We start from the raw sequence: 22,166 nt of genomic DNA, 5'->3' as shown, positions 1-22,166 counted from the left end.
ACCAACAACCGGCGCCTTGTGCGCCGCTATGAACGCAAAGCCGAGCACTTCCAAGCCTTCGCCGACCTCGCAGCCATCCTCATCTGCCACCGACGACTCACCAAACTCACCAAGTGAGACACCCCCTAAGGCAGGTCGGCTTGGTTTAGGTCGGCGCTGGCTCGGTAGAGAGGGCTCAGCGGCGGCCTCGGGGGAGTGCGGATGTTGAAGGGCTTCAAGAACTTCCTGATGCAGGGCGACCTGATCATCATTGCTGTGGGTCTGGTGGTCGCGTTGGCCTTCAGCACTTTGATCAAGGCGTTCACCGACAGCGTCATCACGCCGTTGGTCAACGCACTGGCAGGCGGCGGCACGACGGGGAAGGGTATCGGCTGGACGGTGAACGGCCAGCGGATCGACCTCGGGGCCTTCATCGGCGCTCTGATCTACTTCATCATCTTCATGGCTGTCATCTACTACCTGATCGTGGTCCCGTACCGGGCGTACATGCAGAAGCGCGGCAGAACGGTGTTTGGGGACCCGCCTCCGACGAAGACCTGCCCGAGCTGCCGGATGGAGGACGTGCCGGCGGCCGCGGTCCGCTGCCCGCACTGCACCACGGACCTCGCCACGGCCTGACCTACCAGCGTGGTCGAGGTCGCGACAGTTGAGGAGATCGCCGGGCGGACCGACGACCCAGGGTGCTGTCGGGCCGCCGGAGTGCCTGCGCAGGTGGGGTTCGTCACCAAGCCGCACCAAGGGCTGGCGATGCTGAAGCGGGCTCTGGCCGACCCGGCGGTGGTGTTCTCCTGGTTCGCCGCCGACTCCGGCTACGGGCGCGACCCGGCGCTGCGCCGCTTCTGCCATGACCAGCAGGTGCCCTACGTGTTGGCGGTCCCGGTGGACCTGCCCCTGCTCGACGTGCGCGGGCAGCCGCTGCGCCCGGACGCGGTGCTGGCGTGCACACCGGCCACCGTGTGGCAGCGGCGGTCTTGCGGCGATGGCAGTACAGGAAAGCGTTCTACGACTGGGCCGCGCATGCCGTGGTGGTCAAGGACCAGCCGCCGGCCGATGGGTACGAGCACACCCTGCTGATCCGCCGGGCCACCGCCCCGAAGGTCACCAATATTTCATGTGTGCGAGCTCGCCGCGACGACTGGCGCGCGGCCGGTGCTGACCAGACCACCATTTCGCCCGGTGCCAGTGAGGCCGGCGCTGTTTCATTGCTGAGCGAGCGCCTACCGGCGCGGGCGCTCTCCGCGGAGCGGAGCGCTACGTGTCATGTGGATGACGATGGTGGCCGCCGCGTATCGCGATTCGGCGGCCACCATCGCCTCGGCATGTCAGCCGTTGAGTCCGGCGTAGATCTGCTCGGTGGCCTCGACGACCGGGCTCGGCTTGGCGATTTTCACGGCAGTGCCGACGGCCGAGTACGTCGTCGTCATGGTGTCGGCCTTTTCTTCACCGTGCTCCGGCACCATGTACGACAGCGCGGTGAGCTTGCCCTGGGCGTCGAGGGTGGCGGTGAATGGAATCGCTTTGGCCTTGTCGGCGAGCGCGGCGACCGATTCGGCGCCGATGCCACCGACGCCCTCGCCGACCTTTGTCGCGTCGAACGTGCCGGTGATCTTCGTGCCGTCCTTCTTGGCGGTGACGATGGCCTTCGCGATGAGCGTCAGGCCGGTCGGGTCCTGCGCAGTGTTGATGAGCAGCTTGTTGAGTGACTGCAGCTTCCCCGGTTCGAAATGAATCCACTTGTTCGCCGCACCCGGGATCTGGACGCCGTCGAGCTTGGCGTAGTAGTCCTCGCCGACGACCGTGACGCTGACCTTGAGCTTGGCGGCCGGGATGTCGGCGACCTGGGCGATGTTGCCGGCCGTAGGGTCGACCGACCCTTTCACCTGCGGGCCGCTCTTGGCCTTGGTCAGGAACGCGTACGGCTTGGTGGCGAGGTCGGCGATCGCCGCCTCGAACTCGGCGGACCCGGCCGTCGGCTTGGCCGAGGCCGACGCGGCGGGTGCCGCTGCGCCCGTGGTCGCCGGTGTCCCGTTCGCGTTGGACGACGGAGAAGACTCGCCGCAGCCGGCCAGCAAGGTCGCCGCAGCGACGAGCGGAACCGCGATACGGTGCAATGCGCGCAAAATGATGCTCCCCTGGATGGTAGTCGCCGGTCAGGGTACGACAGTCTTGCCAGGGCGTACGACGGTCACAGTTCGGTGCCCCGGGCACCCCGCGGGTGCTGTGACGCGCTACTGGAGATCGGTGCAGGGCCCCGGAACTGACTGAAGAGACCGTCCCGATGTGCAGCCACCAGTGCCTGGACACCGAGGGCGGCAGCTCCACGACGGCCGGGACGCCGGTCGTGCAGCGCTCGTGCGACGGCACGCCGGTGAATCCGGCCGAACACACCCGTCGCAGCCGGACGTCGTCGAGAATCTGGCCATGAGCGATGAGCTGGCAGGCTCGTACCTCGACGTCATCGGAGGCGAGAACGAATGGTTCGGTGTCGCCGGCTGCTGGACCGTCGTGCAGCCGGGGGGCCCGGACGCCGTCGACATCGACCGGGTGGTCCGCCGGCTCGGCGGCGACCCCGCCGGCCTCGTCACCCGCGCGCCGAGCCGTGCGTGGGAGGTCGAGACGGGCGGAGACGAGCTGGTGTTCCTGGTGCAGACCGGCCCGGCGGTGTCAATGATCGAGGTCGGCGGACATCAGGGCACCCGCGACGTGGTGCTGTCCCGCCTCAGCGAGGCGGCCACGGTCCACAGCGCCTGCTGGAACGTCCTCGGCAAGCGGTACCTCGCCTACGCCGCCCACGGCGAGGTCGTCACCTACCTGCACAGCCACTTCCCGGACCGGCTCACCGGCGCCGATCCGGCGGCACTCGACGAGGACCTGCGTAACCTGCTGACGTTGGGCGAGGTCATCCGCAACGGCGCCTCGGACGACCTCGCCGACGGCGACGACTGGCTCGCGGAGATGCTCGCGGTCATCGACCGCCGCACCGGCGTCCGTCTGAGTCCGGACCAGCTCGACGAGCAGCACCCGTCGATCGTTCTCAGACCCCTTCCGGACGAGGGGCGCTGAGCCGGTGGAACACACAGCACCGTCCGCGGAATCCGAAAGCTGGCCCGCGGACGGTGCTGTCGTTGCTGGATTCGTTACTGGAAGGTCTGCACCAGTGCACCGCCGCTGTTCCCCTTGACGGAGCTGCCGGAGCGCGAGGGACTCACGATGTACTTCGAGGACGACACGACGGTCGAGCGAGGTGGCGTCCTCCTCCCGGCAGGGGCACCTGTACATACCGGCCGTCGTGCGGCGCCGATGCCGGATCGGCAGCGGTCCGTTGATCAATGGGTCTTCCTGTCGCGGGGCGCTTTGGCATATGATGACGCACGGTGCGCCGGGAAGTCTGGTCGGCAAGTCATTGACGCTGACCAGGAAGGCCCACGATCGTGGATTTCGCCGCCGCGCACACTCATTCCGCAGTGCCGATGCTTCCGCCTGTCGTTGGCGGCGGTGCGATGTCCGGTGTCCAGACCCTGACCCCGCCGGGGCGGCCACGTCCGGCCGCCGACCCGCGATGACCGCCCGTGCAGCGATCCGGGCGTGCCCGGGGGCGGTGACGCGGATCCATGCGTGACTTCGTCAGCGCGGCATTCGCGTTTCCCACGGCTGTGTTCAGCGTGCTGCTGCTTGTCGTCGCCGGGTACTGGGTGGTGGTGTCGCTCGGAGCGCTGCACGTCGAGTCGCTCGACACGGGCGGCGACACCGGCGGCGATGCCGGCGGCGACGATGTCGGCGTGTTGGATGTCGCCGGTCTCGGCGGCGTGCCGATCACCGTTGCCGTCTCACTGCTGATCGCGTTCGGCTGGTTCGCCAGTCTCGCCGCCGCGACGGTGGTGCACGGCCCCTTCGCGCCGGCCGTGGTGCTGGTCGTCGCCGTCGGCGTGGCGTGGCTCGTCACCAGGCTGGCCGTCCTCGCGCTCCGCCGGTTGTTCACCGCGGCGCCCGGCCCGTCCCGTGCCGATCTGCTCGGGCGCCCCTGTGTCATCCGCACCGGATCGGTCACGTCGACCTTCGGTCAGGCCGAGGTGACGGCCGCCGACGGATCGTCGGCGATCGTCCAGGTGCGCCAGGCCGGCGACGGTGGGCTGCGCGCCGGCAGCGCCGCGTACATCTACGGCTACGACGATACCGGCGAGTTCTTCTGGGTCGTGGAAGACCCCAGCACCCTCGCCTGACACCGCTGCCCAATCCTGCCCGGCCCTGCGCCGGCGTCGCCCGACGCCGGGTGCTCGAGGCTTGCCAGTTCCTGTTTGTCCCGCCCTACCAATGGGGGTTGTCGATGAATGTCATCACCACTGGACTCGCGGTGCTCGTCGCCGTCGTCGTGCTCATCGTGGTCGGCGTCGCGCTCATGGTCGCCCGGTTGTTCCGCAAGATCGACCAAGGAAAGGCGTTGATCATCTCCAAGGTACGGCGGGTCGATGTCACCTTCACCGGCGCCGTCGTGCTGCCGGTGCTGCACAAGGCCGAGGTCATGGACATCTCGGTGAAGACCATCGAGATCGAGCGCTCCGGGCACGAGGGCCTGATCTGCCGGGACAACATCCGGGCCGACATCCGGATCACATTCTTCGTGCGGGTCAACAAGACGGTCGAGGACGTCATCAAGGTCGCCCAGGCGATCGGCACCGGCCGCGCGAGCGACCAGGCGACGCTGCAGGAGCTGTTCAACGCGAAGTTCTCCGAGGCGCTCAAGACGGTCGGCAAGCAACTGGACTTCGTCGACCTCTACACCAAACGCGACGAGTTCCGCGACCAGATCATCCGCGTCATCGGCACCGACCTCAACGGCTACAGCCTCGAGGACGCCGCCATCGACTTCCTCGAGCAGACCCCGATGAGCCGCCTGGACCCGGCCAACATCCTCGACGCGCAGGGGATCCGCAAGATCACGGAGCTCACCGCGATCGAACACGTGCGCACCAACGAGCTCCAGCGCGGCGAGCAGAAGGAGATCAAACGCCAGGACGTCGACGCACGGGAGGCGATCCTCGAGCTGGAGCGCCGGCAGGCCGAGGCGGAGATCCGCCAGGCCCGCGAGGTGGCGACGCTGCAGGCCCGCGAGGACGCGGAGGTCGTGCGGGTCAAGGCGGAGGAGCGGCTGAAGGCACACGGCGCCGACCTGCGCACCGACGAGCAGCTCGGCATCCAGCGGGAGAACCAGGCCCGCGAGATCGCCGTCGCACAGAAGAACCGCGAACGGGTCGTCGCGATCGAGAGCGAGCGGATCGAGAAGGACCGCATGCTGGAGGTCATCGCGCGGCAGCGCGAAACCGAGCTGTCCGCCATCGCCAAGGACAAAGAGCTCGAGGTCGAGAAGCGCGGCATCGCCGAGGTCGTCCGCGAGCGCATCGCGGTGGAGCGGACCGTTGCCGAGCAGGAGGAGCAGATCAAGCGGCTCCGGGTGGTCGAGGAGGCGGAGCGCACCCGCCAGGCGATCGTCATCCAGGCCGAGGCGGAGGCGCAGGAGAACCTCGTCAAGGACATCAAGGCCGCCGAGGCGGCGGAGGCGTCAGCGAAGTTCAAGGCCCGCGAGGAGCTGGTCCTCGCCGAGGCGCGCCAGCAGACCGCCGAGCTCGACGCCCGGGCGAAGATCCGGCTCGCCGAGGGCGTGCAGGCCGAGGCCGCCGCGACCGGACTGGCCGACGTGCAGGTGCGCGAGCGCAGCGCGGACGCGATCGAGAAGGTCGGCAGGGCCGAGGTCGCAGTCGAGCGGGACAAGGCCCTCGCCACCGCCGAGGTGGGCAGGGCCACCGTCGGCGTGGAGCGCGAGCGGGCGCTGGTGAGCGCCGAGGCCATCCGCGAGAAGCTCAAGGGCGAGGCGGAGGGGCTCACCGACAAGGCCGCGGCGATGGCGGCGCTGGACGACGCGTCCCGCCGGCACGAGGAGTACCGGCTGCGCCTGGAGATGGAGAAGGACGTCCGCCTCGCCGGCATCGACCTGCAGCGGCAGGTCGCCGAGTCGCAGGCACTGGTGCTCGCGGCCGGCCTGGAGAAGGCCGACATCGACATCGTCGGCGGCGAGAGCATGTTCTTCGACCGGCTCCTGGGCTCGATCGCCATGGGCAAGAGCGTCGACGGCTTCGTGCAGCACTCCGACGTCATGGGCACGATCGCCGCGCCCTACCTCAACGGCGAGGCCAGCCTGGGCGACGACCTGGTCCGGTTGCTCGGCTCGATGGGCACCATGGACATGAGCAACCTGACGCTGTCGGCGTTGCTGCTGCAGCAGATCAACGCGGGCGGGTCCGACGCGGCGAAACTCAAGGAACTGCTCAGTGCCGCGCAGCAGCTCGGTGTCGCCGACGCTTCGGTGACCTCCCTGGCGGCGGGCAAACGGTGACGGTGACGCAGGAGTCGAGCGCACCCGCAACGCCCGCGGCGGGCCTCGACGAGGGCACCTTCGAGGTGCTCCGTGCCCGGCTCGCCGTCCAGGCGGCGGAGCTCACCCGGCGGGCCGAGGCGCTCAACGCCCGCCGGGTCGGGGTGTTCGGCGGCGCCGAGCTCCGGCTGCTCGGCACCGAACGGATCCGCACGGGCCACAACTGCGTGCCCCGCGACATCGTGTCCGTCGGCGGACTGATGCTCTTCGGCTACAACGTGTCCGCCGGGGCCGCGCCGGCGACCACGGTCGACCACGTCTTCTCCCTGCACGGCGTCGCTCGTGACGGCGACGGGTTCCGGTTCGAGGAGCCGGCGTGGGACGAGCTGCCCGGGCTGCTGCGCGACCCGCAGTTCGAGCGCGACCTCGGCGAGCTGTACCGCTACTACAAGCAGGCCCGCCTGATGCGGCTGCGCCGCCTGGACGACCGGTTGCTCGCGGTGTTCCAGACCGGGCCACGCATCGACGACACCCGGGTGCTGCGCTGGCGGGTCGCTGCCGACGGCGCGGTCACCTACCTGGACAACCAGGGCGAGCGCGACGACACGTTCCCCGCACCGCACGAGTTCACCTGGGTGCCGACCACCCGCGAACACCATGTGGCCGGCCGGCACCCGCACATCACCATCGAGGACGAGGTCTTCGTCGGGACGGTCGCCGGCACGCTCACCGTCAAGATCGAGAACGACACCGAGACCGGGGACGGCGTCTACGCGGAGCCGGTGGCCGAGCCGCTGCAGAGCCTCGCCGACGCCGAGGTCGCCTACGCCCGGGTCGGCGCGCTCATCCTGCTGCGCGTCCTGCCGTACAAGGAGACGGTCACCCGGTATCTGGTGTTCAACACACGTACCCGCGGCGTCGTGCGTCTCGACGGCATCGGCCAGGCCTGCCTGCGCCTGCCCGACGACCACGGCATCGTCATCCCCGGCGGCTTCCACCTGGACACCGGTGACACGAAGACGTTCGACGGCGACGTGTCGGGTCTGGAGTTCGAGCGGGTGATCCGCTCGCCCAACGGCGAAGACGTACTGTTCGTCTTCCACGACAGAGCGGAAGGACGTTCGCTGCTCCTGCCGTACAACGTGATCCGCAAAGCGGTGACCAACCCCGTCTCCTGCCACGGATACTCGTTGTTCGACGACGGCACCCTCGTGGTGTTCCGCGCATTGTCCGACGCGCCGGCCCGGGTCCACACGATGCAGGTCTGGCGGACGCCGTACACCTCCGACGCATACGCTGCGACCCGACCGGCCGGCACCGGAACGCTGGCGCGGATCGGCAACGCCGACCTCGTGCGAGGGGTGTCGGACTGCCTGTCGGTGGCCCGCATGGTCGAGGACATGACGCCGACCGGTGCGGTGTTCGAGGCGATCATCGCCGCGTGCGATCGCATCATCGACCATCACCACTGGCTCGGCGAGCCCGAAGCCGGTGACCTGCGGGGGCCGCTGACAGCCCTGCGGGCGACCGCCGCCGAGGTGCTCCAGGAGCACGAGAAGGTCCGCGACCTCCGCGATCGCGCCGCCACGGCCCTGCGAGAAGCCGCCGCCGGCCTTGCTTCGCTGATCCGCCGTTCGCGGGGGGAGACCCCGGCCGGCGCGGACGACTGGGTGCGCCGGCTCACCGAGCTACGCCAGGCACACGGCCGGCTCGTGACGCTGCGCGAGCTGCGGTACGTCGACGCCGGGCACGTCGAGGAACTGACGGGGCAGGTCACCGACGAGCTCGCCGCTGCCGCGCACCGGGCGGTCGGCTTCCTGCGGCGCGAGGACGCGTTCACCGGCTACCACCGCGAGGTCGAGCGGCTCGCCGGTGACGCCGCCGCCATCGCCACGGTCGCCCAGGCGGCGCCCGTGGCCCAGCGGCTCGCCGAGCAGGGCGACGGCCTGCAGGTGCTCACCGAGGTGATCGGCTCGCTGGACGTCGCGGACACCACCGTGCGCATCGGCATCCTCGAACGGGCCGGCGAGGTGCTCGGCGGCCTGAACCGGGCCCGGGCGATCCTCGACGGCCGCAGGCGCGAACTGCTGGACAGGGAGCGGCGCGGCGAGTTCGCAGCCGAGCTCGGCCTGCTCGGGCAGGCCATCACCGGTGCGCTCGCCGTCGCCGACAGCCCGCGACGCTGCGACGAGCAGCTCGGCCGGTTGCTGGTACGGCTGGAGCAGCTGGAGTCGAGGTTCGCCGCGATCGACGAGTTCGCCGACCAGCTCGGTGCGAAGCGGACCGACGTGTACGAGGCGTTCACCGCGCGCAAGCAGGCGCTGCTGGACGACCGGTCCCGGCGGGCCGACCGGCTCGTCGACACAGCCGGACGCATCCTGGGCACCGTCGGCCGGCGGGCGGCGACCCTCGCGTCACTGGAGGAGGTCAACACGTACTTCGCCGCCGATCCGATGGTGACGAAGCTGCACGCCGTCGCCGGCGAACTGCGCGCGCTGGACGACCAGGTGCGCGCCGGAGAACTCGAGGGACGCATCACGGCGGCCCGCGCGGCGGCCGGCCGGGCGCTCCGCGACCGGCTCGACCTGTTCACCGACGGTGGCGACACGATCCGCCTCGGACGGCACCGGTTCGCCGTCAACACGTCCCCCGTGGACCTCACGCTCGTCCCGCACGACGGCGGCCTGACCTTCACCATCACCGGGACCGACTACCACGCGCCGGTGCGCGACGACGTCATCGAGGCCGCCAGACCGTTCTGGGAGCAGCCGCTGCCGTCGGAGTCGGCCGACGTGTACCGCGCCGAGCACCTGGCGTCCGCGCTGCTCACCGAGGTCGGCCCGCGGGCACTGCACGAGGTGGCGGCGACCACCGACGGCCTGTCGGAGCTGGTCCGGCGGGCCGCCGAGCAGCGCTTCGACGAGGGCTACGAGCGGGGCGTGCACGACCACGACGCCGCCCTGATCCTCGCGACGCTGCTGCGGCTGCACGCCGGCGCCGGGCTGCTGCGGTACCCGCCGGCGGCGAGGGCGGCGGCGCAGGTGTCATGGTCGCAGGACACCGCCGTCCTGCGCCGTGCGGTGTCGCTGTCGCGGGCCCGCACCCTGTTCGGCCGGTCCGCCGCGATCGACGAGCTGTGCGCCGAGCTCGGCGCGTCGATCGCGGAGTTCCACACCGCCAACGGCCTGCACCTGTCCGCCGGCGACGCCGCACTGGCGGGGGAGTACCTGTTCGAGGAGCTGAGCGGCCCACCCGAGGGGTTCGTCACCAGCGCCGCGGCGCGGGCCGTGCTGACCGCGTTCCACACCGCGCTGGGCGACGCCCGGCGGGACCTCGAGGACGACCTGCGGGCGCTCGGCGACGACCCGGCCACGCTCGCCGCCCGCCACCAGCTGGTCGCGGCGTGGCTCACCTCCTTCGCCGCGGGAACGTCGTTCGACCCGGCGGACCTGACCGAGGCCGTGGCCGTGCAGCTGTGCGGACCGCGGCTGCCGCGGTACGACTCCTCCGCGGCAATGACCGCCGAGGTGCCCGGCCTCCTTGGCGCCCACCCGCGGATCGTGGGCCGGACCCTTGCCGTCCGCCTCGACGAGCTGCTCGCCCGGACCCGGCGGATGCGCACCGAACGGATGCCCGCGTTCCGGGCGTACCAGCGGCGGCGCGCCGAACTGGTGGCCGCGGAACGGGACCGGCTGCGATTGACGGAGTACACGCCGAAGGTGATGAGCGGCTTCGTCCGCAACCGGCTCATCGACGAGGTCTACCTGCCGCTGATCGGCGACAACCTCGCCCGGCAGCTGGGTGCGTCCGGCGACGGCAGGCGCAGCGACCAGCTGGGACTGCTGCTGCTCATCTCGCCGCCCGGCTACGGCAAGACGACCCTCATGGAGTACGTCGCCGACCGGCTCGGCCTGATGTTCGTCAAGGTCAACGGCCCGGCGCTCGGCCGCGACGTCACATCGGTCGACCCGGCGCAGGCCCCGAACGCCACGGCGCGCCAGGAGGTCGAGAAGATCTCCTTCGCCCTGGAGATGGGCAACAACGTGCTGCTGCACCTCGACGACATCCAGCACGTCTCGCCGGAGCTGCTGCAGAAGTTCATCTCGCTCTGTGATGCGCAGCGGCGGATGGAAGGCGTGTGGAACGGCCGCACCCGCACGTACGACCTGCGGGGCAAGCGGTTCGCGGTGTGCATGGCCGGCAACCCGTACACCGAGTCGGGGCAACGCTTCCACGTGCCGGACATGCTCGCCAACCGCGCCGACGTGTGGAACCTCGGCGACGTCCTGTCCGGCCGGGACGAGCTGTTCGCGCTCAGCTACATCGAGAACGCGCTCACCACCAACCCGGTGCTGGCGCCGTTGTCGACCCGGGCCCCGGGCGACGTCGAGCTGCTGGTGCGACTCGCCCGCGGTGACGGACAGGTGCGAGCCGACCAGCTCGAACACTCATACGGGCCGGTCGAGCTCGACGAGATCCTGGCAGTGCTCCGCAAGCTGCTGCGGGTGCAGCGCGTCGTGCTGACCGTCAACCGCGCCTACATGGCCTCGGCGGCCCAGGCGGACGCCGCACGGACCGAACCGCCGTTCCGGCTGCAGGGCTCCTACCGTGACATGAACACGATCGCGGAGCGGATTGTGCCCGTCATGAACGACGCCGAGCTGGAGGCGGTGATCGACGACCACTACGCCGGCGAGGCGCAGACCCTCACCGGCGATGCCGAGGCGAACCTGCTCAAGCTCGCCGAGCTGCGCGGCCGGCAGAGCGCCGAGCAGGTCCGCCGCTGGGCCGACGTGAGGGCCGCCTACGTGCGGCGGATGGCGCTCGGCGGGGGCGAGGACGATCCGCTGGTCAGGGCGGTGGCGGCGGTCGGGCTCCTGGCCGACCGGGTCGGCGGCGTCGAGTCGGCGATCGACCGCGCCACCGCCACCGCCGGCAGGCCAGGGATTTGACGGCCGGGTTCGCGTGGCCGCCGCCCGACCGCACCGTCATCGCCGGCTCGCGACCCGGCGGGTCCGTCGCGGTGCCGCCGTCGCCGCTGCCGGCACCGCGGCGGTGTCATGGAACTGTCATGGTTCCGCGGGGAGACGGCCACATCGCGGCGTCAGGGTGGCATTGCCTGCCCCGACCAACGGAGGAACCGTTGACCGCACTGTTGAGCCGCGACGGCAAGAACTTCACGCTGGCCTGCGACCGCTGTGGTCAGATGGTCACCGGTCTGGCGCCGTCGATGGGCACGTGGGACGTGGCGTGGAGCCTGTTCGGTCAGGACGGTTGGCGTGGTGCCGACCTGGCGACGGGTCCGCACGCCTGCGGTCGCTGCGACGGGCAGGTGGACGATGCGGGGATGGTCGAGCAGGCGTTCGATCGGCAGACGGACGTCCCTGTCGGCCGGGCGTTGCGGCGGATCGTGCTGCACCGCCTGCCTGACATGCTCGTGGTCCGGCCGGCCGGCGGACTGGACCTCGTCGCCAACGTCGGTCTGCAGGAGCTGCTGCGGACCGGTGTGGAGCCGGGCGGTCACGTCTTGTTCGACTTCACCCGGGTGACGAGCGTCGACTCCGGGACCTTCGCGGTGCTGGTCAACGCGCACCGGCGGGCCGTCGCGCACCAGGCGCGGATCGCTGTCGCCGGGGCGCGGGCCGACGTCCGTGCGGCGATCGAGTTGCTGTGTCTGCACCGTGTCCTGCCGATGTTCGACGACCAGCGCGACGCCATGCGGTGGCTTCGTGGCGAGCGTCGCGCGGGTTCGCACGGCCAGGCGCCCAGGAGCAGCGTGCGGGCCGCCGATGTGGACGCGGCGGTCGGCCCGCCGTCCGGGTCGTAGTCGCGGCGTGCGCTCGCCGGCCCGACGGACGCGCTCAGGTGGGCACGGTGACAACCGGGCGGGGCCCGCGGGCAACGGCCGTGAACCGCGCGGTGGGTGGCGGTTCGCGGCTTCGCGATGTCAGTGCCCTGCGAGTTGGGGTCGCAGGGTGTCGTACGCCCATGCGGCGAGGGTGGTGGGAGTCGTGGTCCGCACAGTCCGCGACTGCTCGGGGACGAATCCGTCGCGCAGCCCGGTAGACATCCCGATCACGGCGTCGGTGAGTCCGGCCGTCATTCCGCTCGCGCGCAACAGCTCGCGCATGGCGTCGTCGGAGATCTGCTCGACCGTCACCGGACGCCCGACGGCCGCGCTGACGATCTCGGCCGCTTCCGCCCAGGTGAGATCTGCGGGCCCGTGCACCGCCTGCACGACGCGGCCCGACCAGTCCCTCGACAACAACCGGGTGACGGCCACCTCGGCGATGTCCCGCGGCGCGACCCACGCCATCGGCTGGTCGACCGGCAGGATGATCGGTATCCGTCCCGCGCGGATCGCCTCGAGCTGCAACTCGAGGTTGGTGAAGAAGAACCCGCAGCGCAGGTGCGTCACGGCAGCACCGGCGGCCTCCAGGGCAACCTCGGTCGCCGCCAGCCCGTCGATCTCTCCGGCGCCGTGCCGTAGCTCAGCACCGACGCTGCTCTGGAACACGGTCCGGCCGATCTGGTTCTCGGCGACGGCCCGGACCACGGCGGCGGTCGCACGGGTGTAGTCGCCGAACGGATCCTCGCTGCCGGTGGTCGGATCGACCCAGTACAGCGCCTCGACCCCTCGAGTCGCGGCGACCACCCCGTCGGCGTCGTAGAGGTCGACGCCCGCCACATCGGCCTCCGCCCGCACCGCCGACGCCAGCCGCTCCGGTCGGCGGGCGAGGAGCAGGGGCCGCAACCCGGCCCTGATCAGCATGGCGACCACGTGCCGCCCGACGTTGCCCCCGGGCGTGGCGACAGCGATCCGCACAAGTCCTCCTCAGCGTCAAACTTCCACCGCGCGCCCATGTACCGCCGCGGCGGTTGGCCGATCGTTCGCGAGGTCCTCAGGATCCCCTCTCCCGGCACTTCGTGGTCTACACGTACCCCGGAGCGCGGGATGCACGCGCGTTCGTGGCAGCGGGTCTCCGCATGCCCCGGTGTTCGCGCGTACCCCCGTCACACCAGCCGGTGGCGGTGCGGTCCGCCGGGGCCCGAGCTGATCACCGGCCGTCTGGCTCGGCCGCGGCGGCTGCGGCGGCCGGGTGGGCCGGGGGCGTCGCGGCACCGGCGAGCCACGTGGCGAGCGCGTCGGCGGCCTGCTCCGCCGCCCGGCGGGCGGTCTGCACGGTCGCGCCGGCGAGGTGCGGGGTCAGGACCGTGCCGGGTGCCGCCCGCAGCGGCGAGTCCGCCGGCAGCGGTTCGACGTCGAACACGTCGAACGCGGCGGCCCGCAGCCGTCCCGACGTGAGCGCCTCGGCCACGGCCCGGTAGTCGAGCAGGCCGCCACGCGCGGAGTTCACCAGCACCGCGCCGTGCGGCAACTGGGCCAGTTCCTTGGCACCGATCATGCCGAGGGTCTCGGCGGTGAGCCGGGCGTGCAGGCTCAGCACCTGGCTGCGGGACAGCAGCTCGTCCAGCGTGACCGCTTCGGCGCCGTCGAGGGTGGTGGGGTCGGCGTACGGGTCGTGCACGATCACGGTCGCGTCGAACGCGCGCAGGATGCGGGCCACGCGCCGGCCGATGGCGCCGTAGCCGATCAGGCCCGCGGTGGTGCCGCCGAGCTCGGAGCCGACGGCGTCGAGCGCGTAGAGGTCGGAGCGCCACTGGCCGGCGAGCACCGACGCGTGGGTTTCCGGGATCATGCGCAGCGCCGCGAGCATGAGCGCGACGGTGTGCTCGGCGGCGGCCACCGCGTTGCGCCCCGGCGTGCTGCGGACCTCGATGCCGCGGGCTTCGGCGGCGGCGAGGTTCACGTTCACCGGGCCGCCGCGCGTGACCACGATCAGCTTCAGCGCCGGGGCGGCGGCCAGCACCCGTTCGGTGAGCGGCGCCATCTGGGTGATCACCACATCGACCCCGGACAGCAGGTCGATGAGCGCGTCCTCGATGTCCGACGCCTCGTCGACCTCGTTCACCCGGCCGAACGGCGTGTGCGGCCACGGTCCGGTGTGCGTGACGATGTCGAGGTCGGCGAGTCTGTGGAGGGCATCGATCACGAGCGCGGGGGTGACGAAGTGGTCGCCGGCGACGAGTACACGGGTCACGGGGTGGTCCTCCAGGTCGAGCGGGCGCTGGCAACAGCGGACAGGTAATGGGCGTATCGGTCGTCGCGGGAGCGGCGCGGGGTGAACACGGCGGTCGGCGGTGGTGGCGGCAGTTCCGCGATGCCGACGGTGCGCAGCGCCGCCTGGACCGCACCGCGGGCACCGACCTCATCGCCGAGCAGCACCCGGACGGGTCGGCCGAGGACGTCGGCGAAGATCTGCGCCCAGGCGCCGCTGCGCATGCCGCCGCCGCAGGCGAACAGTTCGCCGTCCAGGCCCGCGGCGGTGAGGCAGTGCCGCGCGCTGTACGCGATCGCTTCGCAGGTCGCGAGCACCAGGTCGGCGACCGTGACGCCGGTGTGCAGCCCGTCGATGCGGGCCCGGGCCGCGGGCGCCACGAACGGCGCCCGTTCTCCCGCCTCGGCGAAGAACGGCAGCACCGACAGGCCGGTGGAGTCGCCACTGGACAGCAGCGCAGGCAGGTCGTCGAGGGTCGCTCCGGTCAGGTTCAGCACCCAGTCCAGTCCCGCCGTGCCGACCATCGCCGGCAGCGCTCGCAGCCACCTCCCGGGTTCCCAGGTGGTGAGGGTCAGGCCGGCAGGTTCGCCGGTGCCGACGCGATCGGTGAGCACCTGGCAGGCCAGGGTGGTGCCGACGGTCAGCAGGCCGTCGCCGATCTGCGCGACGCCGGCTCCCAGCGCGGCGGCCGGCAGGTCGTACGGCGCCGCGACCACCGGGGTGCCGGCCGGTATCGCGCCGATCGTGGTGCGCAGCCCCTCGACCGGGGCGGCCAGGACCGGTGGGAGCAGGTCCCGGCGGTGGGCGAGGCCCAGCGCGGCCAGCAGCGCGGGATCGTAGTCGCGCGTGCCCGGGTCGAGGAGGGGCACCGAGGACACGTCGGTCGCGCGTAGCCCGGTCAGGCGTTGCACGACGACGTCCTTGCAGTACGCCGCGGTGGCCGCCCGGTCGAGCGTGGCCGGCTCGTTGCGGTCGAGCCAGGCCAGCAGCGGGCCCGAGCTGCCCGCGAACGGCAGGTTGCCGGTGCGGTCGTACACCTGCTGCAACGCCCCGTCGGTCGTCCACTCGGCGACGACGTCGGCGGCGCGCGCGTCGAGCCAGGAGATGGCGGGCCGGACGGGGTGCCCGGCGTCGTCCACGGCCCAGAGTCCGTCGCCCTGTCCGGTGATCCCGATCGCGGCGACCGGCCCGGGTTCGAGCTCGTCCAGGACGGCGGCGACCGAGGCGGCGACCGCCGCGGCGTCCTGCTCGTACCGGCCGGGGCCGGCCCGGTGCAGCGCCGTGGGGCGGGCGGCGCGGCGCAGGGCGGTGCCGTCCGCCGCGAACACGACCGCCTTGGTGACGGTGGTGCCGACGTCGACGCCGACCGCGTGGGGAGCATCAGACGGCTTCATATCTGACACCGTTTTCGCGCATCTCCAGCAGTGCCTCGGGCGGCGCCTGCTTGTCGGTGAGGACCAGGTCGATGTCGGACAGCGGGGCGAGCCGGTGCAGGGAGGCCCGGCCGAGCTTGGTGTGGTCGACCATGAGCACCGATCGCTGGGCGGCGCGGATCATGGCCCGCTTGACCAGGACGATCTCCTGCTCCTGGTGGTAGGCGTAGCCGCCGGACACGGCCGACGTCGAGGCGAAGAGCAGGTCGACGCGCAGCGCCTCGATCGCGTCGATGCAGGGCACGCCGAGGAAGGAGTCGTGGGTCGGGTAGTACTCCCCGCCGAGGGCCAGCAGCCGGATGCCCCGCATGGTGCTGAGCAGTTTGATGGTCTCCAGGAAGTTGGTCATCACGGTCAGTGGTGCCGCGTCCTCCAGGAGCCGGGCGAGCTCCAGCGTGGTGGTCGAGTCGTCCAGCATGATGGCCATGCCCGGTTCGATCAGCTCGCGGGCCCGTTGCGCGATCGCGAGCTTCTCGGCCTTCGCGGCACGCAGCCGGAAGGACACGTTGCTCTCGAACACGCTCGACGGCTGGGCGCTCACGCCGCCGCGGAACTTGCGCACGACGCCTTGCCGCTCCAGCTCGTCGAGATCGCGGTGGATGGTCATCAGGCTGACGTGGAACAGCTCGGCCAGGTCGTTGGCCGACACCGAACCGTGCTGCAGGACGTGCTCGACGATCTCCGCCTGCCGCTGGGCCGGCCGGCTGCGCTCCGTGGGGTCGGTCATGGCTGCCATCCTTCAGACACCGGCACGTTGTACGCCAGCAGGGCCACCGGCACGCCGTCCTCGAACAGCCGCAGCGTGGTCACCGCGACCGGATCGAGCGCCGGCAGTCGGCGGCGGTACTGCGCGAGCGGCAGGCCGAGCGCCGCACACACGACCAGCCGGATGATCGTGCTGTGGGCCACCACCAGGGCGCTGCCCTGCGGCACCCGCGCGGCCAGCGCGGCGAGCCCGGCATGGAACCGGTCGACGGCGAGGGCCGGATGCTCTCCGCCGGGGAAGTGGTGCGTGACGGGGTCGACGGTGAACCGCTCGGCGACGGCCGGGTCGAGCTCGGCGAGGGTGTGCCCCTCCGCGATGCCGAAGTCCAGCTCCCGCAGCCGCGGGTCGGTGGCCGGGACGAGGCCGGTCGTCGCCGCCACGGCGGCCGCGGTGTCCACGGACCGGCGCAGATCCGAGCAGGCGAGGGCGGCGTACCCGCGACCGGCGGCCCAGCGGGCGAGCGTCTGCGCCTGCCGGACGCCGACGTCGTCGAGCGCGATGTCGCTGCGTCCGGTGTACCGGTTGGGCGCGTGCCAGGCCGTTCGCCCGTGGCGGGCCAGCGTGACGGTGTTCATGCCGCACCGCCGGAGGCGCCGACGAGCGGGACGTCCTTGGCGTAGCCGGCGAGCGTGGCGTCGATCCAGTCGCGCTCGACCAGGGCGTCGAGGAAGCGGGCGTAGGCGTCCGCGAACCGTCCGGTCGCGCCGGGCCGAGGCGTGAGGACCGTTCCGGGGCGGATCATGCGTTCGGCCGCCGCGACGAGCGGGCCGTCGCCGGCGGCGGCGAGGACGGCCATGCCGAAGGCCGGCTCGGCGCTGGCCGGCAGGATCAGTTCATGGCCGAGGATGTCGGCCCGCAGCTGGCACCAGTACCGGCTGCGGGTGGCGCCGCCGGTGATGTAGTACGGCCCGTCGACCCGTGCGCCGAGCCGGCGCAGGTGTGCGTATGCGAGCTTCTCGACGTAACCGACGGCCTGCAGCACGGCCGCGTACCGGTCGTCGTCGTCGACGAGGTCGCCCGCCTCGAACGCCTCGGCGTCGGGCCGCACGAACGGGAACCGCTCGCCGCGGCCGGCGAGTGGGTAGACGATTCCGCCGGCCGGTTCGAACCGCGCCGCGGCCGCGTCGCGGCGGGTGCGGTCGGCGGCGGGGAAGCGCCGGTCGAGCAGGCCGGCGCCGACGCTCGAGGCGCCGCCCGGCAGCCAGCCCCGGTCGGGGTGGCGGTGCGAATACACGGCGCCGGCCGGATCTTCGAGCCGGTGCTCCGTGACGCCCTTGAGCACGAGGGTGGTGCCGAGCACGGCGTTCCACGAGCCGGGGACCAACGCGCCGGCCGCGATCTGCGCGGCGCAGCCGTCGGTCATCCCGGCGCGCACCGGTGTGCCGGCGGCGAACCCGGTGTGCGCGGCGCCGGTTGCGTCGATCCGGCCGAGCAGCGTCCCCGGCCGTACGACATCCGGAAGCACCCCGGAGGGCGACGCCGCCGGCCAGTCCAGCGCGGCCGGGTCGTAGCCGGTCTTCAGCGCGTGACTCCAGTCCGTGGCGACCCGGTGCCCGACCAGGCGCGCGGCGAGGAAGTCAGGGCAGTGCTCGAGCCGGACCCGGCCGGTGGCGAGGCCCGCGCGCACCGGTGCGCTGCCGTGCTCGGCCAGCCAGGCGAGCTTCGCCGGTGGCCAGGAGGGCTGCCCGGGGCCGGTCCAGCCCTCGGCGGCGCGTGCGTCGTCATACATGAGCGCCGGCGTGAGCGCCGCCGCATCGGTCAGCAGGAACGTCCCGGATGTGCCGCAGATCGCCATGCCCCGCACGAGCCCCGCCGGCCGGGGGTGCACCCGTGCCGCGTCGGCGAGCGCCTCTCGGCCGGCCTGGCCGAGGACCTGCCACCACTGCTCGGGATCCTGCTCGTGGCGGCGGCCGGACCGGTGGCTGTCCAGCCGGCCGGCGCCGCGCCCCACGATGACTCCGTGGTCGTCCACCAGCAAGACTCGCAGGCTTTGTGTGCCGACGTCGACGCCGGCCCACAGGCCCGAGGTAGAAGTGTGCTCGATTCCCATGCGCTGTCGCAGCTTCCCGTCGTGCGAAGTGAGCGTTCGGTTGATGTTAAGATAACAGCCACTTATCGTATCGGCTAGATCCAGGTGGCCGATTCGATGTCTTGGCAGGTCAAGCTCGGTATGTGACCAGCCAGGTCGGGCTGGACCCGGCCGCCTGCCCTCGCGACGCTGCGAGATTTTCACATCAACAGTTCACTACGGGCGTGCTTCGAGGCGCCGGAACGGATGGTGCGGGTGTCGACCGCTACGGCTGTCGCTCTCGGCGTCGCCGCGCTGTTCGCGGTGTTCACCGGCTTCAACGACGCGGGTGTCCTGGTCGGCATCGGGGTCGGGGCGTCAGGGCTGCGCCCGCCCGGTGCGCTCGCGCTGCTCACCACCGCCGTGCTCGTCGCGCCACTGCTGGTCGGCACCGCGGTGGCCACGACCCTCGACGGACGGCTGGTGCCGTCCGCGGCGCCGGGTCCGGCGTTCAGGGTGCAGATCCTGGCCGGCATCGGCGCGGCCGTCGCGGTCACCGTGCTGCTGGCTGCCCGTCGCCTGCCCACCAGCCTCACGCTGGCGCTCATCGGCGGCATCGCGGGCGCCGGCACCGGCGGCGGCCTCGTCCGTGGCGGTGGCGACGCCGTGGACTGGGCGGTGGTGGGTGCGGTGCTCGCCGCGGCGGCCGCGGCGCCGCTGATCGGTGCGCTGGTCGCCCTGGCCGCGGCGCGGGTCGTCGCCGCGCTGCCCCCGGCCGGGCGTCCCGGCGGGGCCGCCGGCCGCCTGCGCCGGCTGCACCTGGGTGGATTCGCCGCGGCCTGCGTCGCGTACGGCGCCAACGACGGCCAGAAGATGCTCGCGGTCTACGCGGTGCTGCTCGGCGGCGGGCCGGACCGCCACGCCCGCTCGCCGGCCGCGTTGGCGCTGATCGCGGTCTGTTTCATGGCGGGCGGCCTGCTCGGGGTGCGACGCCTGGGTGGCGCCGGGGGCGGGCTGGTCGCGGCCCGGCAGGACGGGGTGGTGGTGACCGAGCTGTCCAGCGCCAGTGTGGTGCTCGGCACGGCCGCCGTCGGTGCGCCGGTGAGCATGACCCAGTCGATGTCCGGCGCCCTGGTCGGCGCCGGACTCTCACGAGGAGCGAGGAGAGTGCGATGGCGGAAGGTTCTGCGACTGAGCCAGGCGTGGCTGTTGACCCTGCCGGCGGCGTTCGTCGGAGGGGGCGTCTGCGCGGCGGTGGTGGTGTCGCTGGTGTCCTGAGCGGGCTGGCCCGGCTGGCGCGGGACCTGGCCGGTGCCGACGACCGGTCGCTGGTCGGCCTCGTCGCCGCCCAGGTGCGCTGCGCCGAAAGCGGCGTCGAGGTGGCCCGCCGGGTCACGGCGGGCACCGTGGAACCCGCCCGGGCCCGGCGTCTCATCGGCGTGGTGGAGCACGACGGCGACGCGCACCGGGCGGCCCTGATCGGCCGGTTGCGGCGCATCGTGGCGTCCCCGATCGACCGGGAGGATCTGTTCCGGCTCTCCCGCAGCATCGACGACGTGCTCGACGCGACACGCGACTTCGTCCGGGAGTTCGACCTGTTCGGCGCGGCGCCCGACCCGCTGTACGGACCGGTGCTGGACCGTCTCGCCGGCGGGCTCGCCCGGCTCGACGCCGCGGTGAGGCTGTTGCCCGACGCGCCCCGGCAGGCTGCCGAGGCCGCGTCGGAGGCGAAGAAGCCCGGCGTCCGCCCGGCGTACCAGCAGGCGGTCGCCGCGCTCATGTCTGGTGCCGATTCGCCGGCCCTCGTGCCGGTGCTCCTGCTCGGCCGGCTCGACGTGGCCGGTCAGCGGCTTGCCGCGGCTGCGGACGCCCTTGCCGACGGCGTCATGAAGCGCTTTCAATAGCAGGCGGAGTGAAGTTCACATGAAGATAACGCGTCATGTTCGGGGTGCGTTCTGCGTGCTCTGTCCTGATCGACATACCGCTTCACCTCGGAGGAGGGACCCTGATCGGGTGCGGTCGTGATGATGGTCTTGTGAAAACAACACTGCTGATGTTAAATCACTCCAACGCCGCTGACACCCCGGGCTGCGAAGCTCACCGCAGCGCCGCGGCGCATCAGGAGGAGACATGGTACGGAGACGCATTTTTGCGGCCGCCGCGGTCGCGACGCTGTTCACCGGGCTCACGGCCTGCGGTGACGACGCGGGCGACAGCAGCGGCGGTGAACAGACGGTGACGTTCTGGCACTCGATGGCCGGTGCCAACGGCGAGGCGGTCAACCACCTCGTCGAGGAGTTCAACAAGGCCCACACCGGCAAGGTCAAAGTCGAGGCGACGTTCCAGGGCAAGTACAACGACTCGCTCACCAAGCTCAAGGCGTCGGTGCAGTCGCGGCAGACGCCGAACCTCGTGCAGGTCTTCGAGATCGGCACGCAGCTCATGGTCGACACCAAGGCCACGGTCTCGTTCGCGGACGTCGCCGGACCGGCCGGGATCGACACCGCCACCGTCGAGCCCGGCATCGCCAAGTACTACACGGTCGGCGGCAAGCTGCAGGCCCTGCCGTTCAACGCCTCGGCGCCGGTCCTGTTCTACAACAAGACCGCGTTCAAGGACGCCGGGCTCGACCCGGAGAAGCCGCCGGCCACCATCGGTGAGCTGGCCGAGGCGTCGCGCAAGCTGACGGTCCGCGACGGGGGCAAGACCACCCGCTACGGCGCGGTCGCCTCGATCGACGGCTGGCTCGTCGAGCAGATGCTCGCTGCGGGCGGTGTGCAGTACTGCAACCAGGACAACGGCCGGTCCGGGCGCGCCACCGCCGTCAACTGGGACACCCCCGAGCTGCGCGGGATCGTGAACACGTGGGCCGGGCTGGTGAAGGACGGCAGCCTGCTCAACGTCGGGCGCAACAACACCGACGCGTCCGCGGCGTTCCAGGCCGGGCGTGCGGCGATCCTGCCGTTCACGTCGGCCAACCTGCGCGACATCATCAAGGGCTCGAAGTTCGAGGTCGGGGTCGCCAACTACATCAGGCCGGTCGGCACCACCGCGAGCGGCGTGTTCAACGGCGGCGCGGCGGTCTGGACGATGGCCGGGCACCCGAAGGCGCAGCAGGCGGCCGCGGCGGAGTTCCTCAAGTACCTCGCGTCCGCCGACGCGCAGGGCTACTGGGCCTCGCAGACCGGCTACATCCCGGTGGTCAAGGCCGCGGCCGACAGCAAGGAGTTCAAGGACACCGTCGCCACCTACCCGGACTTCGCGAAGCCCGGCGCCGAGCTGCGCGCCGCCGCGACCACCCCGGCCAGCAGCGGTTGCCTGCTGGGCGTCATGCCGCAGGCCCGCGACAAGATGAACGACATCGTCGAGTCGGTCATCCTCGGCAAGTCCAGCGCCGACCAGGCCATCACCGCCGGGCAGACGGCCATTGCGGAGTCCATCGCCACCTACAACAAGTCCGTCGGACAGTAAG

At 71.8% G+C, this 22,166-nt stretch carries 17 protein-coding genes; 10 read left to right on the top strand and 7 right to left on the bottom strand.

Annotated features, from left to right (window positions below; genetic code table 11):
- The first annotated feature begins 201 nt into the window (after window positions 1-201).
- Both ABD332_RS54275 and ABD332_RS54270 read left to right on the top strand, forming a co-directional pair.
- Window positions 202-618, top strand: a complete 417-nt coding sequence (locus tag ABD332_RS54275; RefSeq protein ID WP_344514000.1) for an MscL family protein — start codon at window positions 202-204, stop codon at window positions 616-618.
- A 9-nt stretch (window positions 619-627) separates the two neighbouring features.
- Window positions 628-1,074, top strand: a complete 447-nt coding sequence (locus tag ABD332_RS54270) for a transposase (protein ID WP_344513998.1) — start codon at window positions 628-630, stop codon at window positions 1,072-1,074.
- 248 nt (window positions 1,075-1,322) lie between these two features.
- On the opposite strand, the gene ABD332_RS54265 is transcribed toward ABD332_RS54270, so the two are convergent.
- A complete protein-coding gene (locus ABD332_RS54265; RefSeq protein WP_344513996.1) occupies window positions 1,323-2,120 on the bottom strand; it encodes a hypothetical protein in 798 nt (265 codons plus the stop codon).
- A 301-nt stretch (window positions 2,121-2,421) separates the two neighbouring features.
- Here ABD332_RS54265 and ABD332_RS54260 point away from each other — a divergent pair, with 301 nt between their 5' ends.
- The 5 genes from ABD332_RS54260 to ABD332_RS54240 all read left to right on the top strand — a co-directional run bounded on the left by ABD332_RS54260 (window position 2,422) and on the right by ABD332_RS54240 (window position 12,194).
- Entirely contained in the window at window positions 2,422-3,063 is a 642-nt protein-coding gene (locus ABD332_RS54260; RefSeq protein WP_344513994.1) for a DUF6461 domain-containing protein, read from the top strand.
- 548 nt (window positions 3,064-3,611) lie between these two features.
- Window positions 3,612-4,220, top strand: a complete 609-nt coding sequence (locus tag ABD332_RS54255) for a hypothetical protein (protein ID WP_344513992.1) — start codon at window positions 3,612-3,614, stop codon at window positions 4,218-4,220.
- Window positions 4,221-4,324: 104 nt separating this feature from the next.
- Window positions 4,325-6,388 carry a flotillin family protein gene (locus tag ABD332_RS54250; protein WP_344513990.1) on the top strand — a complete coding sequence of 688 codons (2,064 nt, stop codon included), beginning with the start codon at window positions 4,325-4,327 and terminating at the stop codon, window positions 6,386-6,388.
- The gene (locus tag ABD332_RS54245; RefSeq protein WP_344513988.1) at window positions 6,385-11,319 is read left to right on the top strand and encodes a DNA repair ATPase; all 4,935 of its coding nucleotides are present in this window, start codon (window positions 6,385-6,387) and stop codon (window positions 11,317-11,319) included. The genes ABD332_RS54250 and ABD332_RS54245 overlap by 4 nt, the downstream gene beginning before the upstream one ends.
- 191 nt (window positions 11,320-11,510) lie before the next feature.
- On the top strand, window positions 11,511-12,194 hold the full coding sequence (locus tag ABD332_RS54240; protein WP_344513986.1) for an STAS domain-containing protein: 684 nt from the start codon (window positions 11,511-11,513) through the stop codon (window positions 12,192-12,194).
- A 120-nt stretch (window positions 12,195-12,314) separates the two neighbouring features.
- Here the strand turns inward: ABD332_RS54240 and ABD332_RS54235 are convergent, their stop codons facing one another.
- From ABD332_RS54235 to ABD332_RS54210, 6 genes are all read right to left on the bottom strand, one after another.
- A complete protein-coding gene (locus ABD332_RS54235; protein ID WP_344513984.1) occupies window positions 12,315-13,193 on the bottom strand; it encodes an NmrA family NAD(P)-binding protein in 879 nt (292 codons plus the stop codon).
- Window positions 13,194-13,425: 232 nt separating this feature from the next.
- Entirely contained in the window at window positions 13,426-14,469 is a 1,044-nt protein-coding gene (locus ABD332_RS54230; RefSeq protein WP_344513982.1) for a 2-hydroxyacid dehydrogenase, read from the bottom strand.
- Entirely contained in the window at window positions 14,466-15,881 is a 1,416-nt protein-coding gene (locus ABD332_RS54225) for an FGGY family carbohydrate kinase (protein ID WP_344513980.1), read from the bottom strand. Before ABD332_RS54225 ends, ABD332_RS54230 begins: the two co-directional genes overlap by 4 nt.
- Window positions 15,868-16,647, bottom strand: coding sequence for a DeoR/GlpR family DNA-binding transcription regulator (locus ABD332_RS54220; protein WP_344513978.1), 780 nt, complete (start codon window positions 16,645-16,647; stop codon window positions 15,868-15,870). The genes ABD332_RS54225 and ABD332_RS54220 overlap by 14 nt, the downstream gene beginning before the upstream one ends.
- Window positions 16,644-17,261, bottom strand: coding sequence for a histidine phosphatase family protein (locus ABD332_RS54215; protein WP_344513976.1), 618 nt, complete (start codon window positions 17,259-17,261; stop codon window positions 16,644-16,646). The genes ABD332_RS54220 and ABD332_RS54215 overlap by 4 nt, the downstream gene beginning before the upstream one ends.
- Window positions 17,258-18,736 carry an FGGY-family carbohydrate kinase gene (locus tag ABD332_RS54210; protein ID WP_344513974.1) on the bottom strand — a complete coding sequence of 493 codons (1,479 nt, stop codon included), beginning with the start codon at window positions 18,734-18,736 and terminating at the stop codon, window positions 17,258-17,260. Before ABD332_RS54210 ends, ABD332_RS54215 begins: the two co-directional genes overlap by 4 nt.
- A 234-nt stretch (window positions 18,737-18,970) precedes the next feature.
- Here ABD332_RS54210 and ABD332_RS54205 point away from each other — a divergent pair, with 234 nt between their 5' ends.
- The 3 genes from ABD332_RS54205 to ABD332_RS54195 all read left to right on the top strand — a co-directional run bounded on the left by ABD332_RS54205 (window position 18,971) and on the right by ABD332_RS54195 (window position 22,165).
- Window positions 18,971-19,972, top strand: coding sequence for an inorganic phosphate transporter (locus ABD332_RS54205; RefSeq protein ID WP_344513972.1), 1,002 nt, complete (start codon window positions 18,971-18,973; stop codon window positions 19,970-19,972).
- Entirely contained in the window at window positions 19,897-20,598 is a 702-nt protein-coding gene (locus tag ABD332_RS54200) for a DUF47 domain-containing protein (protein WP_344513970.1), read from the top strand. The genes ABD332_RS54205 and ABD332_RS54200 overlap by 76 nt, the downstream gene beginning before the upstream one ends.
- Window positions 20,599-20,824: 226 nt before the next feature.
- Window positions 20,825-22,165: an ABC transporter substrate-binding protein gene (locus ABD332_RS54195; protein ID WP_344513968.1), complete on the top strand. Its 1,341-nt coding sequence runs from the start codon at window positions 20,825-20,827 to the stop codon at window positions 22,163-22,165.
- Window position 22,166 lies beyond the last annotated feature (1 nt).

The organism is Dactylosporangium maewongense, assembly GCF_039531485.1.
Classification (GTDB): Bacteria; Actinomycetota; Actinomycetes; order Mycobacteriales; family Micromonosporaceae; genus Dactylosporangium; species Dactylosporangium maewongense.
This window is presented reverse-complemented; position numbering and strand designations above follow the sequence as displayed.

Coding starts and splice junctions, on each gene's coding strand:
- ABD332_RS54225 (WP_344513980.1), bottom strand. CDS start 15,881: ATGAAGCCGTCTGATGCTCCCCACGCGGTCGGCGTCGACGTCGGCACC.
- ABD332_RS54210 (WP_344513974.1), bottom strand. CDS start 18,736: ATGGGAATCGAGCACACTTCTACCTCGGGCCTGTGGGCCGGCGTCGAC.
- ABD332_RS54220 (WP_344513978.1), bottom strand. CDS start 16,647: ATGACCGACCCCACGGAGCGCAGCCGGCCGGCCCAGCGGCAGGCGGAG.
- ABD332_RS54275 (WP_344514000.1), top strand. CDS start 202: ATGTTGAAGGGCTTCAAGAACTTCCTGATGCAGGGCGACCTGATCATC.
- ABD332_RS54260 (WP_344513994.1), top strand. CDS start 2,422: ATGAGCGATGAGCTGGCAGGCTCGTACCTCGACGTCATCGGAGGCGAG.
- ABD332_RS54195 (WP_344513968.1), top strand. CDS start 20,825: ATGGTACGGAGACGCATTTTTGCGGCCGCCGCGGTCGCGACGCTGTTC.
- ABD332_RS54255 (WP_344513992.1), top strand. CDS start 3,612: ATGCGTGACTTCGTCAGCGCGGCATTCGCGTTTCCCACGGCTGTGTTC.
- ABD332_RS54215 (WP_344513976.1), bottom strand. CDS start 17,261: ATGAACACCGTCACGCTGGCCCGCCACGGGCGAACGGCCTGGCACGCG.
- ABD332_RS54250 (WP_344513990.1), top strand. CDS start 4,325: ATGAATGTCATCACCACTGGACTCGCGGTGCTCGTCGCCGTCGTCGTG.